This is a genomic window from Streptosporangium longisporum, from assembly GCF_039534895.1.
Lineage (GTDB): Bacteria > Actinomycetota > Actinomycetes > Streptosporangiales > Streptosporangiaceae > Streptosporangium > Streptosporangium longisporum.
Window position 1 is genome coordinate 477,882 of the sequence record NZ_BAAAWD010000006.1, and the last position, 23,837, is coordinate 501,718.

The 23,837-nt window shown below is 72.2% G+C and carries 22 protein-coding genes; 6 read left to right on the plus strand and 16 right to left on the minus strand.

What is annotated here, in order from left to right; genetic code table 11:
* Positions 1-19: 19 nt before the first annotated feature.
* Together ABD832_RS06135 and ABD832_RS06140 are read right to left on the minus strand one after the other, a co-directional pair.
* Positions 20-484, minus strand: a complete 465-nt coding sequence (locus ABD832_RS06135; RefSeq protein ID WP_344889635.1) for a hypothetical protein — start codon at positions 482-484, stop codon at positions 20-22.
* Complete coding sequence (locus ABD832_RS06140; RefSeq protein WP_344889638.1) at positions 481-1,164, minus strand: alpha/beta fold hydrolase; 684 nt, start codon at positions 1,162-1,164, stop codon at positions 481-483. Before ABD832_RS06140 ends, ABD832_RS06135 begins: the two co-directional genes overlap by 4 nt.
* 235 nt (positions 1,165-1,399) lie before the next feature.
* Here ABD832_RS06140 and ABD832_RS06145 point away from each other — a divergent pair, with 235 nt between their 5' ends.
* Positions 1,400-2,596: a pentapeptide repeat-containing protein gene (locus ABD832_RS06145; protein ID WP_344889640.1), complete on the plus strand. Its 1,197-nt coding sequence runs from the start codon at positions 1,400-1,402 to the stop codon at positions 2,594-2,596.
* A 52-nt stretch (positions 2,597-2,648) separates the two neighbouring features.
* Here the strand turns inward: ABD832_RS06145 and ABD832_RS06150 are convergent, their stop codons facing one another.
* Positions 2,649-4,043, minus strand: a complete 1,395-nt coding sequence (locus ABD832_RS06150; protein ID WP_344889643.1) for an NAD(P)H-quinone dehydrogenase — start codon at positions 4,041-4,043, stop codon at positions 2,649-2,651.
* A gap of 151 nt (positions 4,044-4,194) precedes the next feature.
* Here ABD832_RS06150 and ABD832_RS06155 point away from each other — a divergent pair, with 151 nt between their 5' ends.
* The 3 genes from ABD832_RS06155 (at position 4,195) to ABD832_RS06165 (ending at position 7,357) form a co-directional block, all read left to right on the plus strand.
* Positions 4,195-4,647, plus strand: a complete 453-nt coding sequence (locus ABD832_RS06155) for a gamma-glutamylcyclotransferase family protein (RefSeq protein WP_344889646.1) — start codon at positions 4,195-4,197, stop codon at positions 4,645-4,647.
* A gap of 203 nt (positions 4,648-4,850) precedes the next feature.
* Positions 4,851-5,654 carry a purine-nucleoside phosphorylase gene (locus ABD832_RS06160; RefSeq protein WP_344889649.1) on the plus strand — a complete coding sequence of 268 codons (804 nt, stop codon included), beginning with the start codon at positions 4,851-4,853 and terminating at the stop codon, positions 5,652-5,654.
* 59 nt (positions 5,655-5,713) lie between these two features.
* Positions 5,714-7,357: a phospho-sugar mutase gene (locus ABD832_RS06165; protein WP_344889651.1), complete on the plus strand. Its 1,644-nt coding sequence runs from the start codon at positions 5,714-5,716 to the stop codon at positions 7,355-7,357.
* A 110-nt stretch (positions 7,358-7,467) separates the two neighbouring features.
* On the opposite strand, the gene ABD832_RS06170 is transcribed toward ABD832_RS06165, so the two are convergent.
* From ABD832_RS06170 to ABD832_RS06190, 5 genes are all read right to left on the minus strand, one after another.
* Complete coding sequence (locus ABD832_RS06170; RefSeq protein ID WP_344889654.1) at positions 7,468-8,244, minus strand: PH domain-containing protein; 777 nt, start codon at positions 8,242-8,244, stop codon at positions 7,468-7,470.
* Between the two features lie 33 nt (positions 8,245-8,277).
* A complete protein-coding gene (locus ABD832_RS06175) occupies positions 8,278-9,357 on the minus strand; it encodes an adenosine deaminase (RefSeq protein ID WP_344889657.1) in 1,080 nt (359 codons plus the stop codon).
* A 102-nt stretch (positions 9,358-9,459) separates the two neighbouring features.
* Positions 9,460-9,813, minus strand: a complete 354-nt coding sequence (locus ABD832_RS06180) for a cupin domain-containing protein (RefSeq protein ID WP_344889660.1) — start codon at positions 9,811-9,813, stop codon at positions 9,460-9,462.
* Between the two features lie 139 nt (positions 9,814-9,952).
* Positions 9,953-10,558: an AMIN-like domain-containing (lipo)protein gene (locus ABD832_RS06185; protein ID WP_344889663.1), complete on the minus strand. Its 606-nt coding sequence runs from the start codon at positions 10,556-10,558 to the stop codon at positions 9,953-9,955.
* Positions 10,559-10,893: 335 nt separating this feature from the next.
* Complete coding sequence (locus ABD832_RS06190) at positions 10,894-12,327, minus strand: MFS transporter (protein ID WP_344889665.1); 1,434 nt, start codon at positions 12,325-12,327, stop codon at positions 10,894-10,896.
* Positions 12,328-12,414: 87 nt separating this feature from the next.
* On the opposite strand from ABD832_RS06190, the gene ABD832_RS06195 reads away from it, so the two are divergent.
* On the plus strand, positions 12,415-13,032 hold the full coding sequence (locus ABD832_RS06195; protein WP_344889667.1) for a MarR family winged helix-turn-helix transcriptional regulator: 618 nt from the start codon (positions 12,415-12,417) through the stop codon (positions 13,030-13,032).
* Here ABD832_RS06195 and ABD832_RS06200 read toward each other — a convergent pair.
* The 7 genes from ABD832_RS06200 to ABD832_RS06230 form a co-directional block, all read right to left on the minus strand.
* The gene (locus tag ABD832_RS06200) at positions 13,022-14,302 is read right to left on the minus strand and encodes a thymidine phosphorylase (RefSeq protein WP_344889669.1); all 1,281 of its coding nucleotides are present in this window, start codon (positions 14,300-14,302) and stop codon (positions 13,022-13,024) included. The two genes, ABD832_RS06195 and ABD832_RS06200, sit on opposite strands and share 11 nt — an antisense overlap.
* 37 nt (positions 14,303-14,339) lie before the next feature.
* Positions 14,340-14,786: a cytidine deaminase gene (locus ABD832_RS06205; protein ID WP_344889670.1), complete on the minus strand. Its 447-nt coding sequence runs from the start codon at positions 14,784-14,786 to the stop codon at positions 14,340-14,342.
* 78 nt (positions 14,787-14,864) lie between these two features.
* Entirely contained in the window at positions 14,865-16,145 is a 1,281-nt protein-coding gene (locus ABD832_RS06210; protein WP_344889673.1) for an ABC transporter permease, read from the minus strand.
* Positions 16,142-17,287, minus strand: coding sequence for an ABC transporter permease (locus tag ABD832_RS06215; protein ID WP_344889675.1), 1,146 nt, complete (start codon positions 17,285-17,287; stop codon positions 16,142-16,144). The genes ABD832_RS06210 and ABD832_RS06215 overlap by 4 nt, the downstream gene beginning before the upstream one ends.
* 37 nt (positions 17,288-17,324) lie before the next feature.
* Complete coding sequence (locus ABD832_RS06220) at positions 17,325-18,848, minus strand: ABC transporter ATP-binding protein (RefSeq protein ID WP_344893348.1); 1,524 nt, start codon at positions 18,846-18,848, stop codon at positions 17,325-17,327.
* A gap of 102 nt (positions 18,849-18,950) precedes the next feature.
* The gene (locus tag ABD832_RS06225) at positions 18,951-20,030 is read right to left on the minus strand and encodes a BMP family lipoprotein (protein ID WP_344889677.1); all 1,080 of its coding nucleotides are present in this window, start codon (positions 20,028-20,030) and stop codon (positions 18,951-18,953) included.
* Between the two features lie 287 nt (positions 20,031-20,317).
* Positions 20,318-21,559 carry a M20 family metallopeptidase gene (locus tag ABD832_RS06230; protein ID WP_344889680.1) on the minus strand — a complete coding sequence of 414 codons (1,242 nt, stop codon included), beginning with the start codon at positions 21,557-21,559 and terminating at the stop codon, positions 20,318-20,320.
* A 536-nt stretch (positions 21,560-22,095) separates the two neighbouring features.
* Between ABD832_RS06230 and ABD832_RS06235 the strand changes: the two genes are divergently transcribed.
* A complete protein-coding gene (locus ABD832_RS06235) occupies positions 22,096-23,484 on the plus strand; it encodes a peptide ligase PGM1-related protein (protein ID WP_344889682.1) in 1,389 nt (462 codons plus the stop codon).
* A gap of 63 nt (positions 23,485-23,547) precedes the next feature.
* On the opposite strand, the gene ABD832_RS42045 is transcribed toward ABD832_RS06235, so the two are convergent.
* Positions 23,548-23,814 carry an SCO4848 family membrane protein gene (locus ABD832_RS42045; protein WP_425582577.1) on the minus strand — a complete coding sequence of 89 codons (267 nt, stop codon included), beginning with the start codon at positions 23,812-23,814 and terminating at the stop codon, positions 23,548-23,550.
* Positions 23,815-23,837: the final 23 nt, after the last annotated feature.

Here is a 23,837-nt window from a genome sequence, read left to right on the forward strand (position 1 = left end):
CGCCGTCACCCGGTGGGCGTCACGGCAGGAGCCGGGAGGCGAGCAGGATGCCGAGCGTGACCAGCAGCACGACCTTGAGGCATTCGGCCGCGATGTAGAGCAGGTGGTGGTACGACCGCGGCGGGTTCCCGCCCTCGATGATCTGCCGGGCGCGCCGGTCCAGGCGGGGCCGCAGCACCGCCACCTGGACGGCCAGCAGCACCCAGAGGGCGACCAGCACCGTCGTCGCGACGTCTCCGAGGACGAGCCCGCCCGTGCCGCCCGTGCCGCTCAGGAGCAGCGCCAGGGTGAGGAAGACGGCCAGGACGAGTTCCGCGACGTTGAGCGCCCGGAAGACCAACCGGCCGATGCCGAGCCCGAGCGGCACGGTGATCCCGGGCGCCCGGAACTTCAGCGGCGCCTCCAGGAACGAGATGGCCAGCACCATCCCGAGCCAGAGGAACGGGACGGCGATCTGCGCCACGGCGGCGGGAGAGGTGTTCACGGCCGCAGGAACGCCAGGACCGCGTCGGTGAACTCGCGGGGCCGGACGTCGTGCACCAGGTGCCCGGCCTCGACGGTGACGACACGGGCGTCGGGGATCCGCCGCGCCATCTCCGCGATCAGGTCCTGCGGCACGTGGCTCAGCGACCCGCCCGCCACGATGAGGGTCGGCGAGGTGATCCGGCCGAGCCGGTCCAGCCACACCGGGTCGGGATCGTCGATCTGCTTCTTGACGGCGAGCACCATCGCCCAGTCGAAGGGCAGTGCCCCGTCCGGCCTGACCGGCACGGTCCGTTCCCGGGGCAGCGGCGCCGAGACGTCCTCCAGGACCAGGCGCTCCACGCGCTCGGGGTGGTCCTCGGCGAGCAGGTACGCCACGAACCCGCCCAGCGAGTGCCCGACCAGGGTCACCCGGTCGAGCGCCAGGGCGTCCAGGAATCCGAGCACGTCGTCGCGCATGAGTTCCAGGGAGTAGTCACCGGGCCAGGCGCTGTCCCCGTGCCCGCGCAGGTCCAGGGCGTGGACCCGCCAGTGGGGCTCGAAGGCGGCCACCACGCCGTCCCAGTCGGCCGCGGTCTTGCCCAGCGCGTGCAGCAGGACGAGCGGCGGGGCGTCGACGGCTCCGGACACCCGGTACGCGAGCCGGATCCCGTTCACGTCGACCGCGCGGTGATCGGTCATGCCCCGACGATACCGACCGTGTCGGCCGGGCGTGCGTGCGATCATCCCTCCGCAGAGCTCCCGGCGGCGGCGCCGATCCGGTTCACGGTGGACAGCACGCCACCGGCCGCGCCCGCGTCCCTGCCCGGGATCCGGGGAGCACCGGCGGGTGGCGTCCGGAGAACGATGCAAGCGGCCGTCTAGCGGGATGCAATGATCCGCTGACACCATCGGGACTGCTTTGAAGGAGGCTCCCGTGCGTCGTCCCATCCCCCTGGCTCTCACCGTCGCGATCATCGCGCTGTCGGGGACACTGTTCTCTCCCGCCCAGGCCGCGACCGGGCCGTGCAGCCCCGGCGAGGGCGCGAACCTGCGCGGCAGGAACTTCACCGAGGGTGCCAGGCTCCCGGCGAACCTGCGCTGCGCCGACCTGACCAAGGCGAAGCTGGACGGGGTGGACCTGACCCAGAAGGACCTCACCGGCGCGATCCTGCAGGGCGCCTCGCTCAAGCAGGCCGACCTGACCCAGGCCACGCTGAAGTACGCCGACCTGCGCAGGGCCGACCTCACCGAGGCCGACCTGGGGCAGATGCACGCCGACCACGCCGACCTGCGGGACGCGATCCTGGTCGACGCCGAGGCGGGGCAGGCGTACTTCCCGCACGCGGACCTGTCGAGGGCGGCGCTGACCAGGGCCGAGCTGACCCAGGCGGACTTCACCAACGCCAAGCTGATCGACGCCGACCTGGAGGAGAGCACCCCCGGCCAGATCAAGGGGCGCAAGGCCGACTTCACCCGGGCCAAGCTGCACGAGGCCAAGATGGGCCAGGCGAACCTGCGCAACGCCACGCTCAAGGACGCCGACCTCAGGGAGGTCACCTTCACCCAGGCCGAGCTGGACGGCGCCGACTTCACCGGGGCCCTGGTCGAGGGCGCGTCCTTCATCCAGGCCGACGACGCCGACCTCACCGGCTCCAAGGGCACTCCCACGGGCCTGGACCCCTCGACGCCGATCACGGTCCCCGACCTCGGCATCTTCTCCGGCGAGCCGTCGGCCTCCCCGTCGGCCGGCGCCGCCCGGGGCGGTGGCGCGTCGGTGGGCCTGATCATGGTCGTGATCAGCGCGGTGGGCCTGGCGCTGACAGTGGTGGCCTGGGGGATCAGCGCCCAGGGGCGCACCCGGCGGGCCCAGCAGTTCGCACTGATGCGCCACGGCGCCGAGGAGGACATCACCCGGCTGGGCGAGGAGATCGACCAGCTCGACTACGAGTTCCAGCTCGGCGGGCGCGGCGGGATGACCGCCGACCGCGACTGGCGGCACGCCCTGGACGCGTACGAGGCCGCCAAGCAGGCCCTGTCGATCGCCAGGCGCCAGGAGGAGCTGCACTTCGTGGCCCAGGCCGTCCAGGACGGCCGGAACGCGCTGAACCGCCTGCGGCCCAGGGTCCGCTGACCCCTCCCCCGCGCCGGCCGGAAGGTCCGCCGGGGGGCGGGGGCCGGAGCGGTCAGATGCCGCTGGGGGTCATCGGCTGCATCAGGCGACGGGCCGCCTCGGTGACGGAGCCGGACAGGGAGGGGTAGACCGCGAACGTGTGGGCGAGCTGGTCGACGGTCAGCCGCTGCTGGACGGCCACCGACACCGCGAGGATCAGCTCCGAGGCCCGGGGGGCGACCACGACGCCACCCAGGATGATGCCGGTGTGCGGGCGGCAGAACAGCTTCACGAAGCCGTCGTTGAAGCCCTGCATCTTGGCGCGGGCGTTGGTGGCCAGCGGAAGCTTGACGATGTTGGCCTCGATCTCCCCGGCGCGGACCGTCTTCTCGGCGACGCCCACGGCGGCGATCTCGGGGTCGGTGAAGATGGCGGAGGCCACCGTGGCCAGGCGGAGCGGCTGCACGGCCTCGCCCAAGGCGTGCCAGACGGCGATCCGGCCCTGCATGGCAGCCACCGAGGCGAGCATCAGCACCCCGGTGCAGTCCCCGGCCGCGTAGACACCGGGCGCGGAGGTGCGGGAGACCTTGTCCACCTGGACGAACCCGCCGGGGGCGAGGGTGACCCCGGCCTCCTCCAGGCCGATCCCCGCGGTGTTGGGGATCATGCCGACCGTCATCAGGCAGTGGGTGCCCTCGGCGGTGCGGCCGTCCTCCAGGGTGACGACCACGCCGTCGGCGGTGCGCTTGACGGACTCGGCGCGGGAGCGGCCCATGACGTTCATGCCGCGGCGGCGGTAGACCTCTTCGAGAACCTCGGCGGCGTCGGCGTCCTCGTTGGGCATCATGCGGTCGCGGGAGGAGACGAGGGTGACCTCCGAGCCCAGCGAGCGGTAGGCGCCCGCGAACTCCGCGCCGGTGACGCCGGAGCCGACCACGATGAGGTGCTCGGGCAGCTCCTCCAGGTCGTACAGCTGCCGCCAGGTCAGGATGCGCTCGCCGTCGGGCTCGGCCCCGGGCAGGATGCGGGGGGTCGCGCCGGTCGCCACGATGACGACGTCCGCGCGGATCGTCCGGTCCCCGGCCCTGACCACCTGCGGGTCGACCAGCCGCCCGGGGGCGGTGACCACCTCGACGCCCTCGGCGGCCAGCCGGGCGGCGATGTCGGCGGACTGCGCGCGGGCCAGCTCCTTGACGCGTCTGTTGACCAGCGGCATGTCGGCGATGACGCCGCCGACGTCGCCGTCGGGGCCGCCGGTGTAGTGCACCCCGAGCATGCTGGCGTCCAGGAGCGCCTGCTTGCGCACGGAGGTGGCGATCAGCGTCTTGGACGGCACGCAGTCGGTGAGCACGCACGCCCCGCCGGGGCCGTCCTGCTCGACCACGGTGACCCGCGCCCCCAGTTGGGCCGCCACCAGCGCCGCCTCGTATCCGCCGGGACCGCCACCGATGATCACTATCCTCGTCACATGTACCATTCTCCCGCATGACGGGAGCGACCGTCGCTCCGCGTCCCGTCCAATCGCGAAAGCGCTCGCGAACCCCGCGACACACGGGGATGTCGGCGCGCCTTCCCCGCCGGGCGATCGTCCGGCCGATCTTCGATTAGTGTTGGGCACCGTGCCTGTCTACGCCGCTTACGGCAGCAACATGGACCCCAAGCAGATGGCCCAGCGGGCCCCTCACTCCCCGATCAGGGGGACCGGCTGGCTCCAGGGCTGGCGCCTGACCTTCGGCGGGAACGACCTCGGCTGGGAGGGGGCCCTCGCCTCCATCGTCGAGGACCCGGCCGACCAGGTCTTCGTCGTCCTGTACGACGTTCCCGAATGGGACGAGAGCTCCCTCGACCAGTGGGAGGGCGCGGCACGCGGCCTGTACCACAAGGTCAAACTCCGGGTGCAGACCCTGGAGGGCGAGGTCGTGGCGTGGTTCTACGTGCTGGACGGCTACGAGGGCGGCCTGCCCTCGGCCCGCTACCTCGGCATCCTGGCCGAGGCCGCCGAGCGCGCGGGCGCCCCGGACGACTACGTCAGGGACCTGCGCGGCCGGCCCTGCACCTCCCTGGGAGGCTGACGCCCGCCGTCCGCCACCCGCGGCGGACCCGGTGATCCACCCCGGCGCGGGTGACGGCCCGGCACGTGGCCGCCCTCCCGGGAACCCCGAAGCCCCCGGAACCCCGAAGCCCGCGGAACCTCGGGAACCTCGGGAACCTCGGGAACCTCGGGAAGGGGTACGGAACGGACGTGGTCGCGGCGGTGACCGGTACGCTCGGTGAGGTGACCAACGACCCCTACGCCCTCGCCACGGACGCCGCGGACGCGCTGAGAGGCGCCGTCGGAGTGGACTCCTTCGACGTCGCGCTCGTGATGGGCTCCGGCTGGGTTCCGGCCGCCGACGCGATCGGCGAGACCGTCGCCGAGATCCCCGTGACCGACCTGCCCGGTTTCCTGCCGCCCGCCGTGCAGGGGCACGCGGGCCGGATCCGCGCCGTACGGACCCCGGCGGGCAGGAACGTGCTGATCTTCCTCGGGCGTACCCACCTCTACGAGGGCCGCGGGGTGGACCCCGTGGTGCACGGGGTGCGGACCGCGATCAGGGCCGGGGCGGGCACGATCGTGCTGACCAACGCCGCCGGGGGGCTGCGCCCGGAGACCCAGGAGGTCGGCGAGGCGGTGCTGATCAGCGACCACATCAACCTGACCGGCGCCAGCCCGATCACCGGCGCCACCTTCGTCGACCTCACCGACGTCTACACCCCGCGCCTGCGCGAGCTGGCCCGCGAGGTGGACCCGTCGCTGACCGAGGGCGTCTACGTGGCCTTCCGCGGCCCCACGTACGAGACCCCGGCCGAGGTGCGCATGTGCCGCATCCTCGGCGGCGACATGGTGGGCATGTCCACCGTGCTGGAGGCGATCGCGGCGCGCGAGGGCGGCGCCGAGGTGCTGGGCGTCTCACTGGTCACCAACCCAGGCGCCGGGCTGGTGGGCGAGCCGCTCAACCACGAGGAGGTGCTGGAGGTGGGCCGCGCCACCGCCACCCGCATGGGCGGTCTGCTGGCCAGCGTCGTGGGCAGGCTGTAGGACGGAGCGGCGGCAGGCTCCGGCGACCACCCACGGCCTCGGCCTCCGAGAGGTGATGCATGAACAGCGACCTGGCAGGGCTCGCCCGATCCTGGCTGGCCCAGGACCCCGACCCCGACACCCGCGCGGAACTGACCGGCCTGCTGGACGGCGGTGACGACGACGCGCTGCGCGAGCGGTTCGGCTCCCGGCTGGAGTTCGGCACCGCCGGGCTCCGCGGCGAGCTGGGCGCCGGGCCCAACCGGATGAACCGGGTGACGGTCATGCGCGCCGCCGCCGGCCTGGCCCGCGTCCTCGGCCCCGGGCGGCACGTCGTGATCGGCTACGACGCCCGCCACAAGTCCGACGCCTTCGCCCGCGACACCGCGGCCGTGCTCACCGGGGCGGGGCTGCGCGCCTCGCTCCTGCCCGGCCCGCTGCCCACCCCGGTGCTGGCCTTCGCCGTCCGCCACCTCGGCGCGGACGCGGGGGTGACGGTCACCGCCAGTCACAACCCGCCCCGGGACAACGGCTACAAGGTCTACTGGGGGGACGGCTCCCAGATCGTGCCGCCGATCGACGCGGAGATCTCCGCGGCCATCGACGCCACCGGGCCGGTCTCCGAGCTCCCCCTCGGCTCCCCCGGCGACCCGGGCTGGACCCTCCTGGACGACGGCGTCGTTGCCGCCTACCTGGAGGCGCTGACCGCCCTGCCGATCGGTGAGGCCCGCGGGCTGCGGGTGGCGTACACCCCGCTGCACGGCGTGGGCGGCGTCACCCTGGCCAGGGCCTTCGCCGCCGCCGGGTTCGAGGCGCCCGCGACCGTGGCCGAGCAGGCCGAGCCGGACCCCGACTTCCCGACCGTCGCCTTCCCCAACCCGGAGGAGCCCGGCGCGATGGACCTCGCGCTGGAGCTCGCAGCGCGGACCGGCGCCGACCTGGTGCTGGCCAACGACCCCGACGCGGACCGCTGCGCGGTGGGCGTGCCCCTGCCCGGCGGCGGCCACCGGATGCTGACCGGCGACGAGCTGGGCGCGCTGCTCGGCGAGCACGTGATCCGGCACACCTCGGGCGACGACCGCCTGGTGGCGACCACCATCGTGTCCTCGTCACTGCTCGGCAAGATCGCCGCCGCGCACGGCGTGCGCTACGCCGAGACCCTGACCGGCTTCAAATGGATCATGAAGGCCGGTGAAGGACTGGTCTTCGGGTACGAGGAGGCGCTGGGGTACAGCGTCGGCTCGGGCGCCGGGCTGCCCGTGCACGACAAGGACGGCATCGGCGCGGCGCTGACCGTTGCCGGGATCGCCGCCGAGGCCCGGCTGGAGGGCCGGAGCCTGCTCGACCTCCTGGACGACCAGGCCCGCCGCCACGGCCTGCACGCCACCTCGCAGCTCTCGTTCCGGGTGGCCGACCTGTCGCTCATCGCCGGCGCGATGGCCCGCCTGCGGGCGACGCCGCCGGCGCGGCTCGGCGGTCGCGAGGTCGAGTCCGCCGACGACCTGAGCGAGGGGACAGGCGGGCTGCCGCCCACCGAGGGGATGCGCTACCGGTTGTCCGGCGGCGCCCGGGTGGTCGTCCGCCCCTCGGGCACCGAGCCCAAGCTCAAGTGCTACCTGGAGGTCGTGATCCCGGTGACCGGCGAGGTCTCCGAGGCCCGCGCGCGGGCCGCCGCCGAGCTGGACTCCCTCAGGGCCGACCTCGCCGAGGCCCTCGGGCTCTGACGTCCCCGGGGCCGCGGAGGCCCCGGGGCCCGCGCGTGCGGGCTTCCGACGAGGCGCGTGCGGGCTTCGGACGAGGCGCGTGCGGGTTTCAGACGAGGCGCGTGCGGGTTTCAGACGAGGAAGGCCGCGATCGTCGGCAGGGCCGCGACCGCGAGGGCGGCCAACGCGGTCGGGGCCCAGGTCGTCCGGGGCGCGCCCGCCCCGGTGCCGGTGCCGTCCCCGGTGGACGCCGTGACCCCCGTGGACGGCACGGCTCCGGTGGACGTCGTGCCCTCGGAGGCCGTGGCCCCGGTGGACGCCGGTGCCGCGGTGGACGCCGTGCTCCCGGACGCCGTGGCTCCGGTGGACGCGGGTGCCGCGGCGGCCTCCCGTGCCCGGGCCGCGCGCCGGGCCGCCTCGGCGCGCTCGGTGATCTGCTGGGCCACCCAGTCGGCGTGGGTCCTCCCGGCCACCGCCTCGGCGGCCGCCCGCTCCCCCTTGGAGCGGACCGGCTCGGTCTCGAAGCGGCCCCGCCGTCCCGGGGCACCGGCCTTGCGGGTCGCGGCGGCCCGCTCGCGGGCGGAGACGTGCGGCACCCAGCAGCGGATCTTCCGCTCGCCGGAGACGATCGTGATCGAGTGCGAGACCGTGACCCCGTCCACCGCCCGCCAGGGCACGAAGGTATTCCGCAGCGGGTTGCGGACCAGCACCCCCTCCTCGGTCAGCACGAGCGCCGGGCGCAGGCAGGTGAGGAGGACCAGCGCGGTCAGCACCGCCAGCACCGCCGCGGCGACCATCGAACTCCGCCCGCCGTAGCGGACCACCAGGTCGACCGCGTTGAAGGCGGCGAAGGCCATCCAGACCCAGCCGATGATCACGGCGAAGGTGGAGCGGAACACCTGCTTCATCGGAGAGAACTCACTTCGCCGGTACGAACCCGTTCACGCCTGCCACTTGAGCCGCGCGAACCCGGGCTTGATGACGCCGTTGATGAGCGACAGGCGCTCGTCGAACGGCAGGAACGCCGACTTCATGGCGTTGACCGTGAACCACAGCATGTCGTCCCACCCGTAGCCGAACGCCTCCGACAGCTTGGCGAACTCCTCCGACAGGGACGTCCCGCTCATCAGCCGGTTGTCGGTGTTGACGGTCACCCGGAAGTTCAGGCGGCGCAGCAGCCCGATCGGATGCTCGGCGATGGAGGTCGCGGCACCGGTCTGCAGGTTGGACGTGGGACACATCTCCAGCGGGATGCGCTTGTCCCGGACGTAGGCGGCCAGGCGGCCGAGCTTGGGTTCGGCGTCGTCCTGGACCGAGATGTCGTCGATGATGCGGACACCGTGGCCGAGCCGGTCGGCGCCGCACCACTGGATAGCCTGCCAGATGGACGGCAGGCCGAACGCCTCACCGGCGTGGATGGTGAAGTGGGCGTTCTCCCGCTGGAGGTACTCGAAGGCGTCGAGGTGGCGGGTGGGCGGGTAGCCCGCCTCCGCGCCCGCGATGTCGAACCCGGCCACCCCGGCGTCGCGGTAGCGGACCGCGAGCTCGGCGATCTCCATGGACCTGGCCTGGTGGCGCATGGCGGTCAGCAGGGTCCCCACCCGGATGCCGCGTCCCGCGGAGCCGGAGGCGAAACCCTCCTGGACCGCCTCGATGACCTCCTCCAGGCTCAGACCGGCCGAGGTGTGCTGCTCGGGCGCGTAGCGCACCTCGGCGTAGACCACGCCGTCGGCGGCCAGGTCCTCGGCGCACTCGGCGGCGACCCTGATCAGCGCCTCGCGCGTCTGCATGACGCCCACGGTGTGGTCGAAGGTCTCCAGGTAGCGCTCCAGCGAGCCGGAGTCGGCGGACTCCCGGAACCAGGCGCGCAGGCTCTCGGTGTCGGTCGCGGGCAGCCGGTCGTAGCCCGTCTCCCGGGCCAGATCGATGATGCTCTCCGGTCGCAGGCCACCGTCGAGATGATCGTGGAGCAGCACCTTGGGGGCCAGGCGGATCTGCTCGAAGGTGGGTAGCTGACTCATCTCATCAGCCTACCGCCGGGGTCCGGCGGGCGGTCATCGCCTCGGCCGGCACGACGGGCGTCGCGACGGGTGCCGGGGCGGGTGTCGCGACACGTGTCCGGGTCAGTCCTCACGGCGGGCGGCCTCGGGGGCGAAGGCGGGCAGGCAGACGGCGACGTACTCGGCGCCCTCGGGACCGGCGCTGTAGCGGATCCGCTCGCCCGGCTCGCAGCCGAAGGCCTGTCCCGCGCCGACCTCGGTGACGCCCCCGTCGTGCTCCACCAGGACCGTGCCGGAGAGCACGAGCGTGTACTCGGCGAACTCGGGGGTCTGGGCGGGCTCCTCCCACCCGGCGGGTGCCTTCATGTGGGCGATCGAGATCCGCTCGTCACCGCTGTTGACCCGGCCGACGTACTCGTCGATCGTCTTGCCGCCCGGGACGGGAATCCGCGTCGCACCCTCGATTTTGCGTACCATCGCACCAGTCTGGCACCGGCGCGGTGGTCACCGTGCGCGGCACCCGCCGGGCCGGGTCCGGCCGCGCAGGACCGCGGCGGGCCGTGCCTTTAGGGCCGTGCCGTTCGGACCGTGCGGACGGCCGGTGCCGTCGGTGCGGTCAGTGCGCGATGTCGACGACCAGCCGGTTCGGGCTCTTCTGCTCCAGCACCCGGAAGGCGGCCTTGCGCTTCAGGACGACGCCGACGCCCACCACGGCCTCGAAGTCGCCGGTCCTGACGACGTTCCGCACGTTGCCGAGCCCGGCCTGGAAGATCGGCCCGCCGGTCCAGGTCGGCGTGCCCGCCTCGGTGTGCGCCGCGGCCGGGGTCATCGTGAGCTGGAGGTAGGCGCCACCCTTGACGTCGATCGGGTCGCCCGACCCGTCCTGGACCAGCTCCGCCACCCAGCGCGCGGTGTACCCGGGCAGGTCCCCCTTGAGGTCGATCACCACCCGGTCGAACCCCGGGTGCTCGGCGAACCGGGCCCCGGTGACGATCGGCGTGGTGCCGGTCGTCCGGTCGACCTCGATCTCCTTGGTGCTCGTCGGGGGACGCAGCCCGGCGGGCGCGGCCACGGAGGGCGTGGCCGTCGTGCCGGTCGCGCCGTCCGCCGGGGCCGTGGCCGCCGGAGCCCCCGAGGAGGGGGTCGTGGTCTGCGTGGTCGTGCCACAGGCCGCCAGCGCCAGCAGGGGAACGAGCGCGAAGGGGACGAGGGTGCGGTTCATGATGAGCCTCCTGCCCCGTTAGATGCCCAGGTGGAGCGCGGCTCTCACCCCTGTCGCCCACCTGTGCCCTGGCCGGATCGTGACAGCCGTCCGAGGGAGGAGTCAAGCACCGCGCCCCGGTCGTGGCGGCGCGTCGTGAAGGCCGCGCGGGAAGGGTGCCGCCGCCGGGCCCCTGTGACCGGCGGCGGCGCGCCCGCGACCCGGCGAGGTCCCCCGGGGGCGCCGGGGGCCCCGTGTCCCCGTGTCCCCGTTCTCCCTCGTCCCCGTCGTTCCCGTCCCGGGCCGCGAGTCGTCCGCGGGTCCGCGCCGAGGCGTACGGACCCGCAGGAGAGGTCCTAGACCGCCTCCAGGACCGCCTCCTCCTCGGTGACGGCGAGCGGGCGGCGCGTCCGCAGGCCGGTCAGGGCGATCACCAGGCCGACCAGGGCGAGGATCCCGGAGACCATGATCGCCGCACGGAAGGAGCCGATCGGGTCGGCGCCCGTGCCGGAGGTCAGCACGGCCGTCACGACGGCCAGCACGACCGCCCCGCCGACCTGCCCGGAGGTGTTGAGCAGCCCGGAGGCCAGTCCCTGCTCGTCGTCGGCCACGCCGTTCGTGGCCTGGATGTTCAGCGCGGGGAATGAGAGAGCGAACGCGATGCCCAGCAGCACCATCCCGGGGATGATCAGCGTGGACAGGCTGGGGTCGGCGTTCAGCCGGAGGAAGAACGCGTACCCGGCGGCCAGGGCGGCCGAGCCGACCACGATCAGCTTCGCGGTGCCGAACCGGTCGGCCAGCGTGCCCATCCGGGTTGAGGTCACCGCGACCAGCAGTCCGGCGGGAAGGAAGGCCAGCGCGGTCTGCAGGGCCGACCAGTGCAGGAAGTTCTGGAAGTACTGCATGGCCACGAACTGGAAGCCGACGTAGGAGCCGAACAGGATCACCAGCCCGAGGTTGGCGCGGACGATCGGGCCGGAGCGCAGGATGCCCAGGCGCACCAGCGGGTGCCTGACGCGCCGTTCGGTGATCACGAAGGCGGCCAGCAGCGCGGCGGCGCCCAGCAGCGAGGCGATCGTGCGCGGCGAGCTCCAGCCCGCGTCGGGCGCCTCGACCACGGCGTAGACCAGCAGCAGCATGGAGCCGGTGATGGTGATCGCGCCGAGCAGGTCGTGGCCGCTCTCGGCGCGCTCCTCACGGCGCTTGGGCAGGTACTTCAGGGCCGCGACCAGCGCGATGATCGCGACGGGGACCGGCATGAGGAACGTCCAGCGCCAGCCGAGCTCGGTCAGGAAGCCGGAGATGACCAGACCCAGCGAGAAGCCGCTGGCGCCGGAGGCGGTGAAGAAGCTGAGGGCCCTGTTGCGGGCCGGGCCCTCGGCGAAGGTCGTGGTGATGATGGAGAGCGCCGCGGGCGCGGTGAAGGCGGCGCTGACGCCCTTGACGAAGCGGGCCGCGATCAGCAGCGTGCCGTCGTCGACGAGGCCGCCGAGCAGGGAGGCCACGGCGAAGACCGCGAGGGCGACCAGGAAGACCCTGCGACGCCCGAGCAGGTCGGCGGTCCGGCCGCCGAGGAGGAGCAGGCCGCCGTAGCCGAGCACGTAGCCGCTGACCACCCACTGCAGCGAGGAGGTGGACAGTCCCAGGTCCGCCTGGATCGACGGCAGGGCCACGCCCACCATGGAGACGTCGAGGGCATCGAGGAAGACCACGGCGCAGAGCACGGTGAGCGCGGCCCACAGTGCGGGACTCCAGCGCTCGTCATCCGGTGAAGTCGATGAGGAGGTCATGGGGACCGACAATACATGCGTCCGCATTTAATGCAAGAGAATTTAGTTCCTGTGCATCTATCCTTCACGGGTGGTACGATCCGCGACATGAACGAGGAGGACGCGGTCCGCGCCTGGCGCCAGATCCTGGCGATGCACGCCGCGGCCGCCTGCGCGCTGGAGCGCGAGCTCTCCGAACGGCACCGGCTGGGCATGAGCGAGTTCGAGGTCCTGGAACGGATGGTCGAGGGCGGCCAGGAGAAGTACCGGGTCCAGGAGGTCGCCGACGCCGTCCACCTCAGTCAGAGCGCCTGTTCCCGGCTGCTCGCCCGTCTGGAGAAGGCGGGTCTGGTGACCCGGGCCGTCTGCCAGGACGACCGGCGCGGCATCTACGTGGGCATCACCGGGCAGGGACGCGAGCGTCACGCCACGGCCCGCCCCACCCACCGCGCCGTGATCGGCGAGATCTTCGCCCCTGTCGACCCCGGCGCCTGCCGGCCCTCCGGCCCGGCGCGGCTCTCCGAGGAGACGCAGGACGCCTGGGACGCCGGGAGCGCCGAGGTCACCGGGGGCCGCTGCTCGGCACCGCGACTCCCCGGCCCGCGCGCCGGGGACGCCGAGCACGCCAGGGACGCACAGGACACCGGAGACACCGGAGACGCCACGGCCCCCCGCCCCGAGGAGGCGGAGGGCTCGGCCTCGCGGGAGGCCGCGGTCAGGCGGTGACGCGGTCGATCACCAGGGGCAGCAGGTCCTCGTCGGCCGCCTCGCCGACGGCGTAGGTGCCCTCCAGGGCGGCGAGCGCCCGCTCGAAGCGCCCGGCGTCGTCGGCGTACAGCGTCATCAGCGGGGCGCCCTCGCGGACCGGGTCACCGGGCTTGGCGTGCAGGACGATGCCCGCGCCCGAGGAGACCGGGTCCTCCTTGCGTTCCCGTCCCGCGCCGAGGCGCCAGGCCGCCAGGCCCACCCCGTAGGCGTCGAGCCGGGAGAGCACGCCGGACGAGGGCGCGACGACCTCCGTCGTCTCGGCGGCCAGGGGCAGCGGGGCGTCCGGGTCGCCGCCCTGGGCGGTGATCATCCGTCGCCAGGCGTCCATCGCCGAGCCGTCGGCCAGGGCCCGCTCGGGGTCCCTGCCCCCGGTGATCCCGGCCGTGGCGAGCATCTCCCGTGCCAGCAGCACGGTCAGCTCGACCACGTCGGCGGGCCCGCCCCCGGCGAGCACCTCGACCGACTCGGCGACCTCCAGCGCATTGCCCACGGCTAGGCCCAGCGGCCGGTCCATCGCGGTCAGCAGCGCGACCGTGCCCACCCCGGCGTCGGTGCCCAGCTCGACCATGGTGGTGGCCAGCTCTCGGGCCTCCTCCACGGTCTTCATGAACGCCCCGGAGCCGACCTTGACGTCCAGGACGAGCGCGCCGGTCCCTTCGGCGATCTTCTTCGACATGATCGAGGAGGCGATCAACGGGATCGACTCCACGGTCCCGGTGACGTCGCGGAGCGCGTACAGCTTCTTGTCGGCCGGGGCCAGGCCGTCGCCCGCCGCGCAGATCACGGCCCCGGCCGCGCCGAGCACGCCGAGCATCTCGTCGTTGGAGAGCGAGGCCCGCCAGCCCGGGATGGACTCCAGCTTGTCCAGGGTGCCGCCGGTGTGGCCAAGCCCCCGTCCGGACAGCTGGGGCACGTACCCCCCGCAGGCCGCGACCAGCGGGGCCAGCGGCAGCGTGATCTTGTCTCCGACGCCTCCGGTGGAGTGCTTGTCGGTGGTGGGACCCGGGAGCGCCGACCACTCCATCCGGTCGCCGGAGCGGATCATCGCCCGGGTCCATCCGGCGATCTCCCGCCGGTTCATGCCGTTGAGCAGGATCGCCATGGCGAGGGCGGACATCTGCTCGTCGGCCACGACGCCCCGGGTGTAGGCGTCGATCACCCAGTCGATCTGCCCGGGCGACAGCTCGCGCCCGTCCCGCTTGGCGGAGATGACCTCGATGGCGTCCATGGTCAGGCCCTCCGGCTCAGGTCGACGGCGTCCATGGTCAGGCTCCCCGGCTCAGGTCGTCGGGCCCGAAGGCGTAGGGCAGGATCTCCGACATCGGTCTCGGGCCGTCGACGGTCTCCAGCAGCATCTCGGGGCCGCCGAACTCGTACAGCAGCTGGCGGCACCTGCCGCACGGCATGAGCAGCTCCTCGTGCCCGTCGACGCAGGTGAACGCCACCAGCCTGCCACCGCCGGTCGCCTGGAGCGCGGAGACGAGCCCGCACTCGGCGCACAGGCCCAGGCCGTAGGAGGCGTTCTCGACGTTGCAGCCGGACACGATCCGCCCGTCGTCCACCAGGGCGGCGGCGCCGACCGGGAACTTGGAGTAGGGGGCGTAGGCGTGCCCCATGGCCCGTACGGCCTCGTCCTTGAGCGCGGCCCAGTCGACGCCCGTGCCCGTCCCGGCGCCTTCGCCGGTGCCGCCGTCCGTACCCGTGTCGGTCACACCGTCTCCCCTCGTGGGGACGGTGCGGGCCGTCCCCGTCGCGTCGTGCGTGTCACGTCCCCCTGCCCCGCCGTCACGTCATTTCCCCTGTCCCCTGCGGTACACCATGCCGTTCGCGGCCGGCGGGCGGAGCCGCTGCGCGGCCAGCGACAGCACCAGCAGCGTGGTGATGTGCGGGGTGACCGAGGTGAACTCCGACGGGATCGAGTCGGTCAGCGCGAACACCACGAACACGGCGACCGCCGCGACGCCGGTGATCAGCGCGGCCCGCGTCCGGTTCTGCCGTACGAGCTGGTAGACGGCCACGGCGACGAGCAGGATCACCACCACGAGCAGCAGCGCGTGCACCGACTCGCCGCCCCGACGCAGCTGCAGCGCGTCGGTGTAGCCGAACAGGAGCGCACCCCCGGCCAGACCGCCCGGCCGCCAGTTACCGAAGATCATGGCGGCGAGGCCGATGAAGCCGCGCCCGCCGGTCTGTCCCTCGCGGTAGGCGCTCGCGGCCACCTGCGCCAGGAATGCGCCGCCCAGGCCCGCCAGGGCACCGGAGACGACGACGGCGACGTACTTGTGCAGGTAGACGTTGACGCCCAGCGACTCGGCGGCCACCGGGCTCTCCCCGCAGGAGCGCAGCCGCAGGCCGAACGCGGTGCGCCAGAGCACGTAGTACGACAGCGGGACGAGCAGGATCGCCAGGATCGTCAGCAGCGAGACGTTCGTGGTCAGGCCGCGCAGGATGCCCGCCGCGTCCGAGAGCAGGAACCACCGCTCGGCCTCCAGGGCCCTGAGCGGATCACCGACCAGCGGCAGGCTCACCACCTCGGGCTTGGGCACCGGGGGCGACTGGGAGTCGCCGCCGCCCGGCATCTCGGCGAAGGTGACCTTGGACAGGAACCGGGTGACCCCCTCGCTCAGGATGGTGATCGCGACACCGGAGATGATGTGGTCGACGCCGAACGTCACGGTGGCGATCGCGTGCAGCAGGCCGCCCAGGGCACCGCCGATCGCGCCCGCGACGACACCCGCCCAGGGGTTGGCGAACTGGATCGCACCCCAGGCGCCGCACCAGGTGCCCATGATCATCATGCCTTCGAGGCCGATGTTGACCACTCCGGCCCGCTCCGCCCACAGGCCGCCCAGACCGGCCAGGCCGATGGGGATGGCCAGCGCGATGGCGGCGTTGATCGCGCCGGCCGAGGTGAGGTCGACGGCGCCGGTGACCGACCGCGTGAACGACAGCAGCAGGACCAGCGCGCCGAGGGCGAGCAGCAGGGTCCGCCAGGTGAGCCTGAACCTGCGGGCGGGGGTCTCGGGCCTCAGGAAGGGGGCCTCCGGCGTGGCGAGGGCGTTCTGGCTCATGCCGGCGTTCCTTCCTCGGCCGGGGTGTTCGCCATCTGGCGGCTCACGCGGCGCTGCTCGGCGGCGACCTGGTAGCGGTGCACCAGCTCATAGGCGACGATCACCGAGAGCACGATCACCCCCTGCATGATGTTGACGATGTCCGGGGAGATCTTCTTCAGCTGCAGGATGCCGGCCGAGGTGTTGAGGAAGGCCCACAGCAGAGCTCCGAACGCGATGCCGACCGGGTGGTTGCGGCCCAGCAGCGCGATCGCGATGCCGGTGAAGCCGAGACCGGTGGGGAAGTCCAGGCTGTAGCTGTAGGAGGAGCCCAGCAGCTGCGGCATGCCGACCAGGCCCGCCACCGCGCCGGACAGGATCATCGAGACGAGGATCATCCTCTTGACGTTGACGCCGCTGGCCACCGCGGCCGGCTCCGAGCGGCCGGTGGCGCGCAGGTCGAACCCGAAGCGGGTCCGGTTGATCACCACGTGGAACAGGACGCCCATCGCGATCGAGAGCAGGATCAGACCGAAGACCTTCGTCTGGGTGCCCGAGACGATCGCCAGCCCCGGCACCTGGCCGGAGGCCGGGATCGGCTTCGTGCCGATGTTGTTGCTGCCCGCGACCTCGACGGCCAGGCGCTCCTTGTTGAGCAGCCAGGAGCCGAGCGCGGTGGCGATGGCGTTCAGCATGATCGTGGAGATCACCTCGCTGACCCCGCGGCGCACCTTGAGCAGCCCGGCGATGGCCGCCCAGCCGGCACCGACCAGCACGGCGACGAAGATGATCAGCGCGACGTGCAGCGGGGCGGGCAGCGCGACCGCGCCGCCGACGGCCGCGGCGGTCAGCGCGGCGAGGCGGTACTGGCCGTCGACGCCGATGTTGAAGAGGTTCATCTTGAACCCGATCGCCACCGCCAGCGCCGACAGGTAGAAGTAGGTCGCGGCGTTCAGGGTCAGCACGATCGAGCGAGGGCGGACGGCGTACTCGCCCATGGCGACCAGCGTGTCCACCGGCGGGGCGCCGATGAGCCCCAGGATCACCATGGTGACCAGCGCGGCGAACACGATGGCCGTGACCGGCGCGACGAGCGAGAGCAGCCCCGCCGGTGAGACCCGGCCGAGCAGCCGGTCGGCGAAGGTCGATTCTTTCGCGCTCATCCGGGCGTCCCGGGGGGCGTGTGCGCTACGTGGGTGTTCATGCCGCCTCTCCAGCACCCGTCATGGCCGAGCCGAGCCGCTCCGGCGTCACGTCCTTGGGGTCGACCTCGGCGACGATGCGGCCGCGCAGGATCACCCTGAGGGTGTCCGACAGGCCGATCAGCTCGTCCAGGTCGGCCGAGATGAGCAGGACCGCCAGGCCCGCGGCGCGTGCCGCGCGCAGGTGGTCCCAGATCGCGGCCTGGGCTCCCACGTCGACACCGCGGGTGGGATGGGACGCGATCAGGAAGACGGGGTCCCCGCTCATCTCCCGGCCGACGATCAGTTTCTGCTGGTTGCCGCCGGACAGCGCGGAGGCGTCCACGTCGATGCCCGGCGTGCGGACGTCGTAGCTCTCGACGATGCGGCGGGTGTCCTCGCGGGCTCCCGCGCGGTCGATCCAGGGCCCCTTGACGTTGGGCCTGCGCGTCTGGTGGCCGAGGATGCGGTTCTCCCACAGCGGGGCCTCCAGCAGCAGGCCGTGCCGGTGGCGATCCTCGGGGATGTAGCCGATGCCGGCCTCGCGGCGGCGCAGGGTCGTCCAGCCGGAGATGTCGTGCTCGCCGAGCCGGATCTCGCCGTCGGCCGGGCGCATGCCCATGATGGCCTCGACGAGCTCGGCCTGGCCGTTGCCCTCGACCCCGGCGATGCCCAGCACCTCGCCCCTGCGGATGTCGAAGCTCACGTCGTCCACGACGCAGCGTTCCCCGTCCGAGTGGACCCTCAGGTCCCGCACCGAGATCGCCACCGTGTCGGTGACCGTGGACTCGCCGGTCTGCGGGCTGGGCAGCTCGCTGCCGACCATGAGCTCGGCGAGCTGCCGGGCGCTCACGTCCTTGGGGTCCACCTCGGCCACGGTCGTGCCGCGGCGGATGACGGTGATAGCGTCGGCCACCGAGAGGACCTCGTCCAGCTTGTGCGAGATGAAGATGATCGTGAGCCCCTCGCGGACCAGCTCGCGCAGGTTGGCGAAGAGCTCCTTGACCTCCTGCGGCACGAGCACGGCGGTCGGCTCGTCCAGGATGAGGATCCGGGCCCCGCGGTAGAGGACCTTGAGGATCTCCACCCGCTGGCGGGCGCCCACCCCCAGGTCCTCGACGGTGACGTCCGGGTCGATGCCCAGGCCGTAGGAGTCGGAGATCTCCCGGATCCTGGCGCGGGCGGCGCCGAAGTCGATGGCGACGCCCCTCTTGCGGGGCTCGCTGCCCAGGATCACGTTCTCCAGCACGGTCAGGTTGCCGGCCAGCATGAAGTGCTGGTGGACCATGCCGATGCCCACCCCGATCGCGTCACCGGGGGAGCGGAAGCCCACCTCGGCGCCGTTGACGCGGATCCGTCCCTCGTCCGGGCGCTGCATGCCGTACAGGATCTTCATGAGGGTGGACTTGCCCGCGCCGTTCTCGCCGACGACGGCGTGCACGTGTCCCTGCCGTACGGAAAGGGAGATGTCGCGGTTGGCGACGACGCCGGGGAATCGTTTGGTGATCCCCTCGAGCTCGACGGCCGGTGCCGGGGTGCTGATGACGGCCTCCTCCGCACGGATGCCCGATACGGAACGTGGTGGTGAGGATAGGGCGAAGGGCCCGGAGGAGGATGTCCGCCGGGCCCCGCGTGAGCGTTCGGATCAGGAGGTCTTGTCCGGGACGGTCAGCTCGCCGGAGATGATCTTCTGCTTGTACTCGTCGAGCTTGGACTTGACGTCGTCGACCTGGCCACCGGTGGTGGAGTAGTCGACGCCGTCGGCCTTGAGGTCGTAGGTCGTCGTGCCGGCCTTCACCGAGTTGGTGGTGAAGCTCTTCAGGAAGTCGAAGACGGCGACGTCGACCTTCTTGACCATGGAGGTCATGATGACGCCCTGCAGCTCGGGGGCCGCGGTCTTCGCCTGGTCGGAGTCGACGCCGATGGCCAGGCCCTTGGCGGCCTTGGCCGCCTCGAACACGCCGCCGCCGGAGCCGCCCGCGGCCTGGTAGACCACGTCGGCGCCCGCGTCGAACATGCCCTCGGCCGCGGTCTTGCCCTTGGCCGGGTCGTTGAAGCCGGTGAAGTCCGGCGGCTGGGTCAGGTACTTGACGTCGACCTTGATGTCGGACTTGACCGCCTTGGCACCGGCGATGAACCCGGCCTCGAACTTGTTGATCAGCGGCACCTGGACGCCGCCGACGAAGCCCACGTGGTTCTTCTTGCTCTTCAGCGCCGCGGCGGCGCCGACCAGGAAGGAGCCCTCGTGCTCGGCGAAGAGGAGGTTGGAGATGTTGGGAGCGGCCGCGGCGGCGTCGTCCACGATCGCGAACTTGATGTCGGGGAACTCGGTCGCGACCTTCTTGACCGGGTTGGAGTAGGCGAAGCCCACCGCGATGATCGGGTTGAAGCCGCCGTCGGCGAGCAGGCGGAGCCGCTCCTCCTTGGCGGCCTCGGTCTCACCGGTGCCGGCCTCGAGCTCGTTGGTCTCGGCCAGGCCCAGCTCGGCCTTGGCCTTGTCCAGACCGGCCGCCGCGGAGTCGTTGAACGACTGGTCACCACGCCCGCCGATGTCGTACGCGAGACCGACCTTGGGTCCGGTCGCGGCCGACGCCGCACTGCTGGCGGCCCCGCTCGGCTGGGCCGACGTGGTCGGTTCCTCGCTTCCACCACACGCGGCAGCTCCCATGAGCATGCTGCCCGCCAGTGCGGTCGCGGCCAGCTTGCCGAATCGGTTCTGAAGCAAGATGACTCCCTTCGCGTTCTCAGTGCACGCGCGAAGAGACGCACGGCAACCCTGCACGGAAGATAGTTGGTCCGTCAGGGTTGACCAAACCGTCACACCAGTCCGCAACAGGTCCGTTATCCAGCTCAGGCCGCCCTGTGACACACGCAGCGTGACGAAACCACCGCGCGGGGGACACCGGACGGCCCTGGTGGCCGGGCCCCCGCCCGGCTCCGGTCCCCGATGCCCCTCTGACCGGATCCGTTGAGTAATTTTGCCCAAATATGTCCGAAGTTGCTCGGCGGGGGCTAGTTGTCGGCGTTCACGGCCATCAGGGCGTCGTCACTGACCGGGCGCTGACCCTCCCAGAGCGCGGTCAGCGCGGTCGCGGCCAGGAAGCGCACTCCGGTGCCGATGGCGCTCTCGTCCACGTCGAAGGTGCCCTGGTGGATGTCGGCCGACTCGGTCGATCCCTTCCGGCGGGTGCCCAGCCGGGCGAACGCGCCGGGGATGGACTCCAGGTACCAGCCGAAGTCCTCGCCGCCCAGGCTCTGCTCGGTGGGGACCGGGGCACCCTGGCCGAGCACGCCCTCGGCGGCCTCGGCCAGCATCTGCACGCTGACCTTGTCGTTGACCACCGGCGGCACGCCGCGCACGTAGTCCATCTCGGCCTCGACGCCGTACGCGCCCGCGACCGACTCCAGCAGCGACTTGATCATGTCGGGGGCCGCGTGCCAGGCGGCCTCGTCCAGGCAGCGCACGGTGCCCTCGGCGATGCCGTCGTCCGGGATGGCGTTGGCGACCGAGCCCGCCTCGACCCGTCCCCAGACCAGGCTCAGCGAGGAACGGGGGTCGATCCGCCGGGAGAGCGCGGCGGGCAGCTCCGTGAGGATCTTGGCGAGCGCGAAGACCAGGTCCGCGGTGAGGTGCGGCCGGGCGGTGTGCCCGCCGGGGCCGCTCACCCGGATCGTGACCCGGTCGCAGGCGGAGGTGATCGGGCCGGTCTTGAGGCCGACCTTGCCGACGTCCAGGCGCGGGTCGCAGTGCAGCCCGAAGATGCGGTCGACACCGCTGATGCCGCCCGCGGACATGACCTCCAGCGCGCCGCCGGGAAGCTCCTCGGCGGGCTGGAAGATCAGCCGGACCCGGCCGGGCAGCAGGCCCGCCTCGGCCTGCTGGGCCAGGAACAGCGAGGTGCCGAGCAGGATCGTGGTGTGCACGTCGTGCCCGCAGGCGTGGCAGACGCCCGGGACCGTCGAGCTGTAGGGGACGTCCTTCTCGTCCGGCACCGGCAGCGCGTCCAGGTCGGCCCGGAGCGCCACGGTCGGGCCGTCACCGCTGCCGACGTCGCAGAGCAGGCCGGTGCCGCGCGGCAGCACCGAGGGGACGAGGCCGGCGGCGCTCAGGCGCTCGGCGACACGCTGGGTGGTGCGGTACTCGGCGAACGCGAGCTCGGGATGCATGTGCAGGTCTCGACGGAAACCGATCAGTTCCTGCTCGCCAGCGGCAAGGAACGTGTCGAGCTCTCCCCGCAAATTACGCCCCCGCATTGCTCACCGTCCCATCCGCGCCGGCGGGCTGTGGATCCTCGACGCACCTGTGCGACCGTCCGGGATCTCTGTGTCCACGGGGCCGCCTCGAAAAAAGCGATCGCCGCGCCGACGGGCCGGGGTGGGTCTCCCGGACCGCATCTGCGCGGACTGGTCCGTCACCGGCGCGGGAACGGCGGACCGGTGGTCCGGGGTAGCCGTCGCGTCGGCGATGACAACGACTTTATCGCTCTCCCCGAGGGGCTCGCCGACATCCGGCCCAAATGTTTTGTCACCTCACGTTCCTCTTCTGGCACTTGCGCCTCAGGGGGACCACGAAAGATGGCTCCGATTGACCATGGGGACACTGGTCCCTCGCGGCGGCGGATCCGGTGGGAAAGGCGGCCGCACGGCTCTCCCAAACCTCGCCTACCTGGCAATTTACGTGACCCTCAGGTGCCGGTCATCGCACCCGACGGAGTGATGTAAACAGGAAGAGTGCGTGTTTCACTTCGCATATGATCACTAACATCCCATTCGGGAAGAGATGGTCGCGTTTGAGCATATTCGAACCGGACGAGGGCGCCCTGTTGGTCATTCCCTCGCTCTCCCTTCCTCAGGAGGAGCTGCGCAGCATCCCCGCGGCCCGCTGCTACGAGGAGCGGCTGCTGTTCCTGCTGCTGACCCTCAGAAGGCCCGGCGTCTCGGTCGTCTACGTGACCTCGCTGCCCGTGGACGGGGCGATCGTGGACTACTACCTGAGCTTCCTCGACGATCCCGACGAGGCCCGCACGCGGCTGCAAATGATCAGTTTGGACGATCCCGACACGCACCCGCTCAGCGAGGCGCTGCTCCGGCGCCCGGACGTGATCGAGCACCTGCGCGCGTCGCTCGGCCTCCCCCGCGAGGACGACGGGGGCGCCTGGATGGTCCCGTTCGTGGTCAGCGAGTACGAGGAGCGCCTGGCCGCGATCCTCTCCCTGCCGATCTACGGCCCTCCCACCGCCCTGGCCCACCTGGGCTCCAAGAGCGGCGGGCGGACGCTCGGCGCACAGGCAGAGGTGCCGACGGTCAGGGGGTTCGGGGACCTGCGGTCGCTGACCGAGGTGGAGCGCGCCGCCCGCGCGATGAGCCCGGCGCCCCGGCTGATGGTCAAGCTGAACAACAGCTACTCGGGGATGGGCAACGCCATCCTGACCAGGGACGACCGCCCGATCACCGACTGCCCCACGAGCTTCTCCGCGCCGGACGAGAACTGGGCGACGTTCGCCGAGAAGATCGCCGAGCGGGGGGCGGTGGTCGAGGAGTTCATCGAGGACCGGCCGCTGCGCTCCCCCAGCGCGCTGGCCAGGATCACCCCGGGCGGCACCGTCGACGTGGTCGCCACCCACGAGCAGGTCCTCGGCGGCCCCAACGACGACGTCTACCAGGGGTGCAGCTTCCCCGCGCGCCAGGAGTACCGGGCCGAGCTCAGCGCGTACGCCGAGCGGATCGCCCGCATCCTCGCGGACCGCGGCGTGGTGGGACTGTTCGGCGTCGACTTCTTCGCCGTCAAGGCCGGCGGCGGCTACCGGACGCTGCTGTGCGAGATCAACCTGCGCATCGGCGGGACCACCCACCCGTTCGGGGCCGCGGTCCTGACCACCGGCGCCTCCTACGACCCCGGCAGCGGCCTGCTCGTGCACGAGGGCACGGCCAAGCACTACGTGGCGACGGACAACTGCGCCGCCCCCTGCCTGCGGGGACGCACCCCCGGGGAGGTCGTCAAGCTGGTCCAGGAGGAGGGCCTCGGCTTCGACCGGGAGCGCCGTACCGGGAACGTGCTGCACCTGCTGGGCGCGGTCACCGAGTTCGGCAAGCTCGGGTTCACCAGCATCGGCGACTCCGCCGAGGAGGCCGCCGAGCTGCACCGCAGGACCGTCTCGACGCTGAGCCGTCCCGCCTGAGCGGTTCCGGCCCGCTCCCCGGTCACCCCGCCGCGGCCGTCCCGGTCATACCGGTCACACCGGTCACCTCGCCTCCCGCAAGCCGCGCAGTGCCCGCAGGCCGATCGCGCCGAGCACCACGGCCAGCACCAGGTTGACCGCGACCAGGATCCCGTGGACCACGTAGAACGACGTGGGATGACCGTCCGCGAGGTTGAAGCCAAGGTTGATCCATTCAAAGATCATGAAAGCGGCAAGGCCGATCAGAAAAGCGGCGATCTTTCGCGATATTTGCATGATGTCAGTATTCCGCCGAGTGGTGCGTAGCCGGTCAGGGCACCTGTACTCCATGCGAACCGGCACGAAGCTACCCT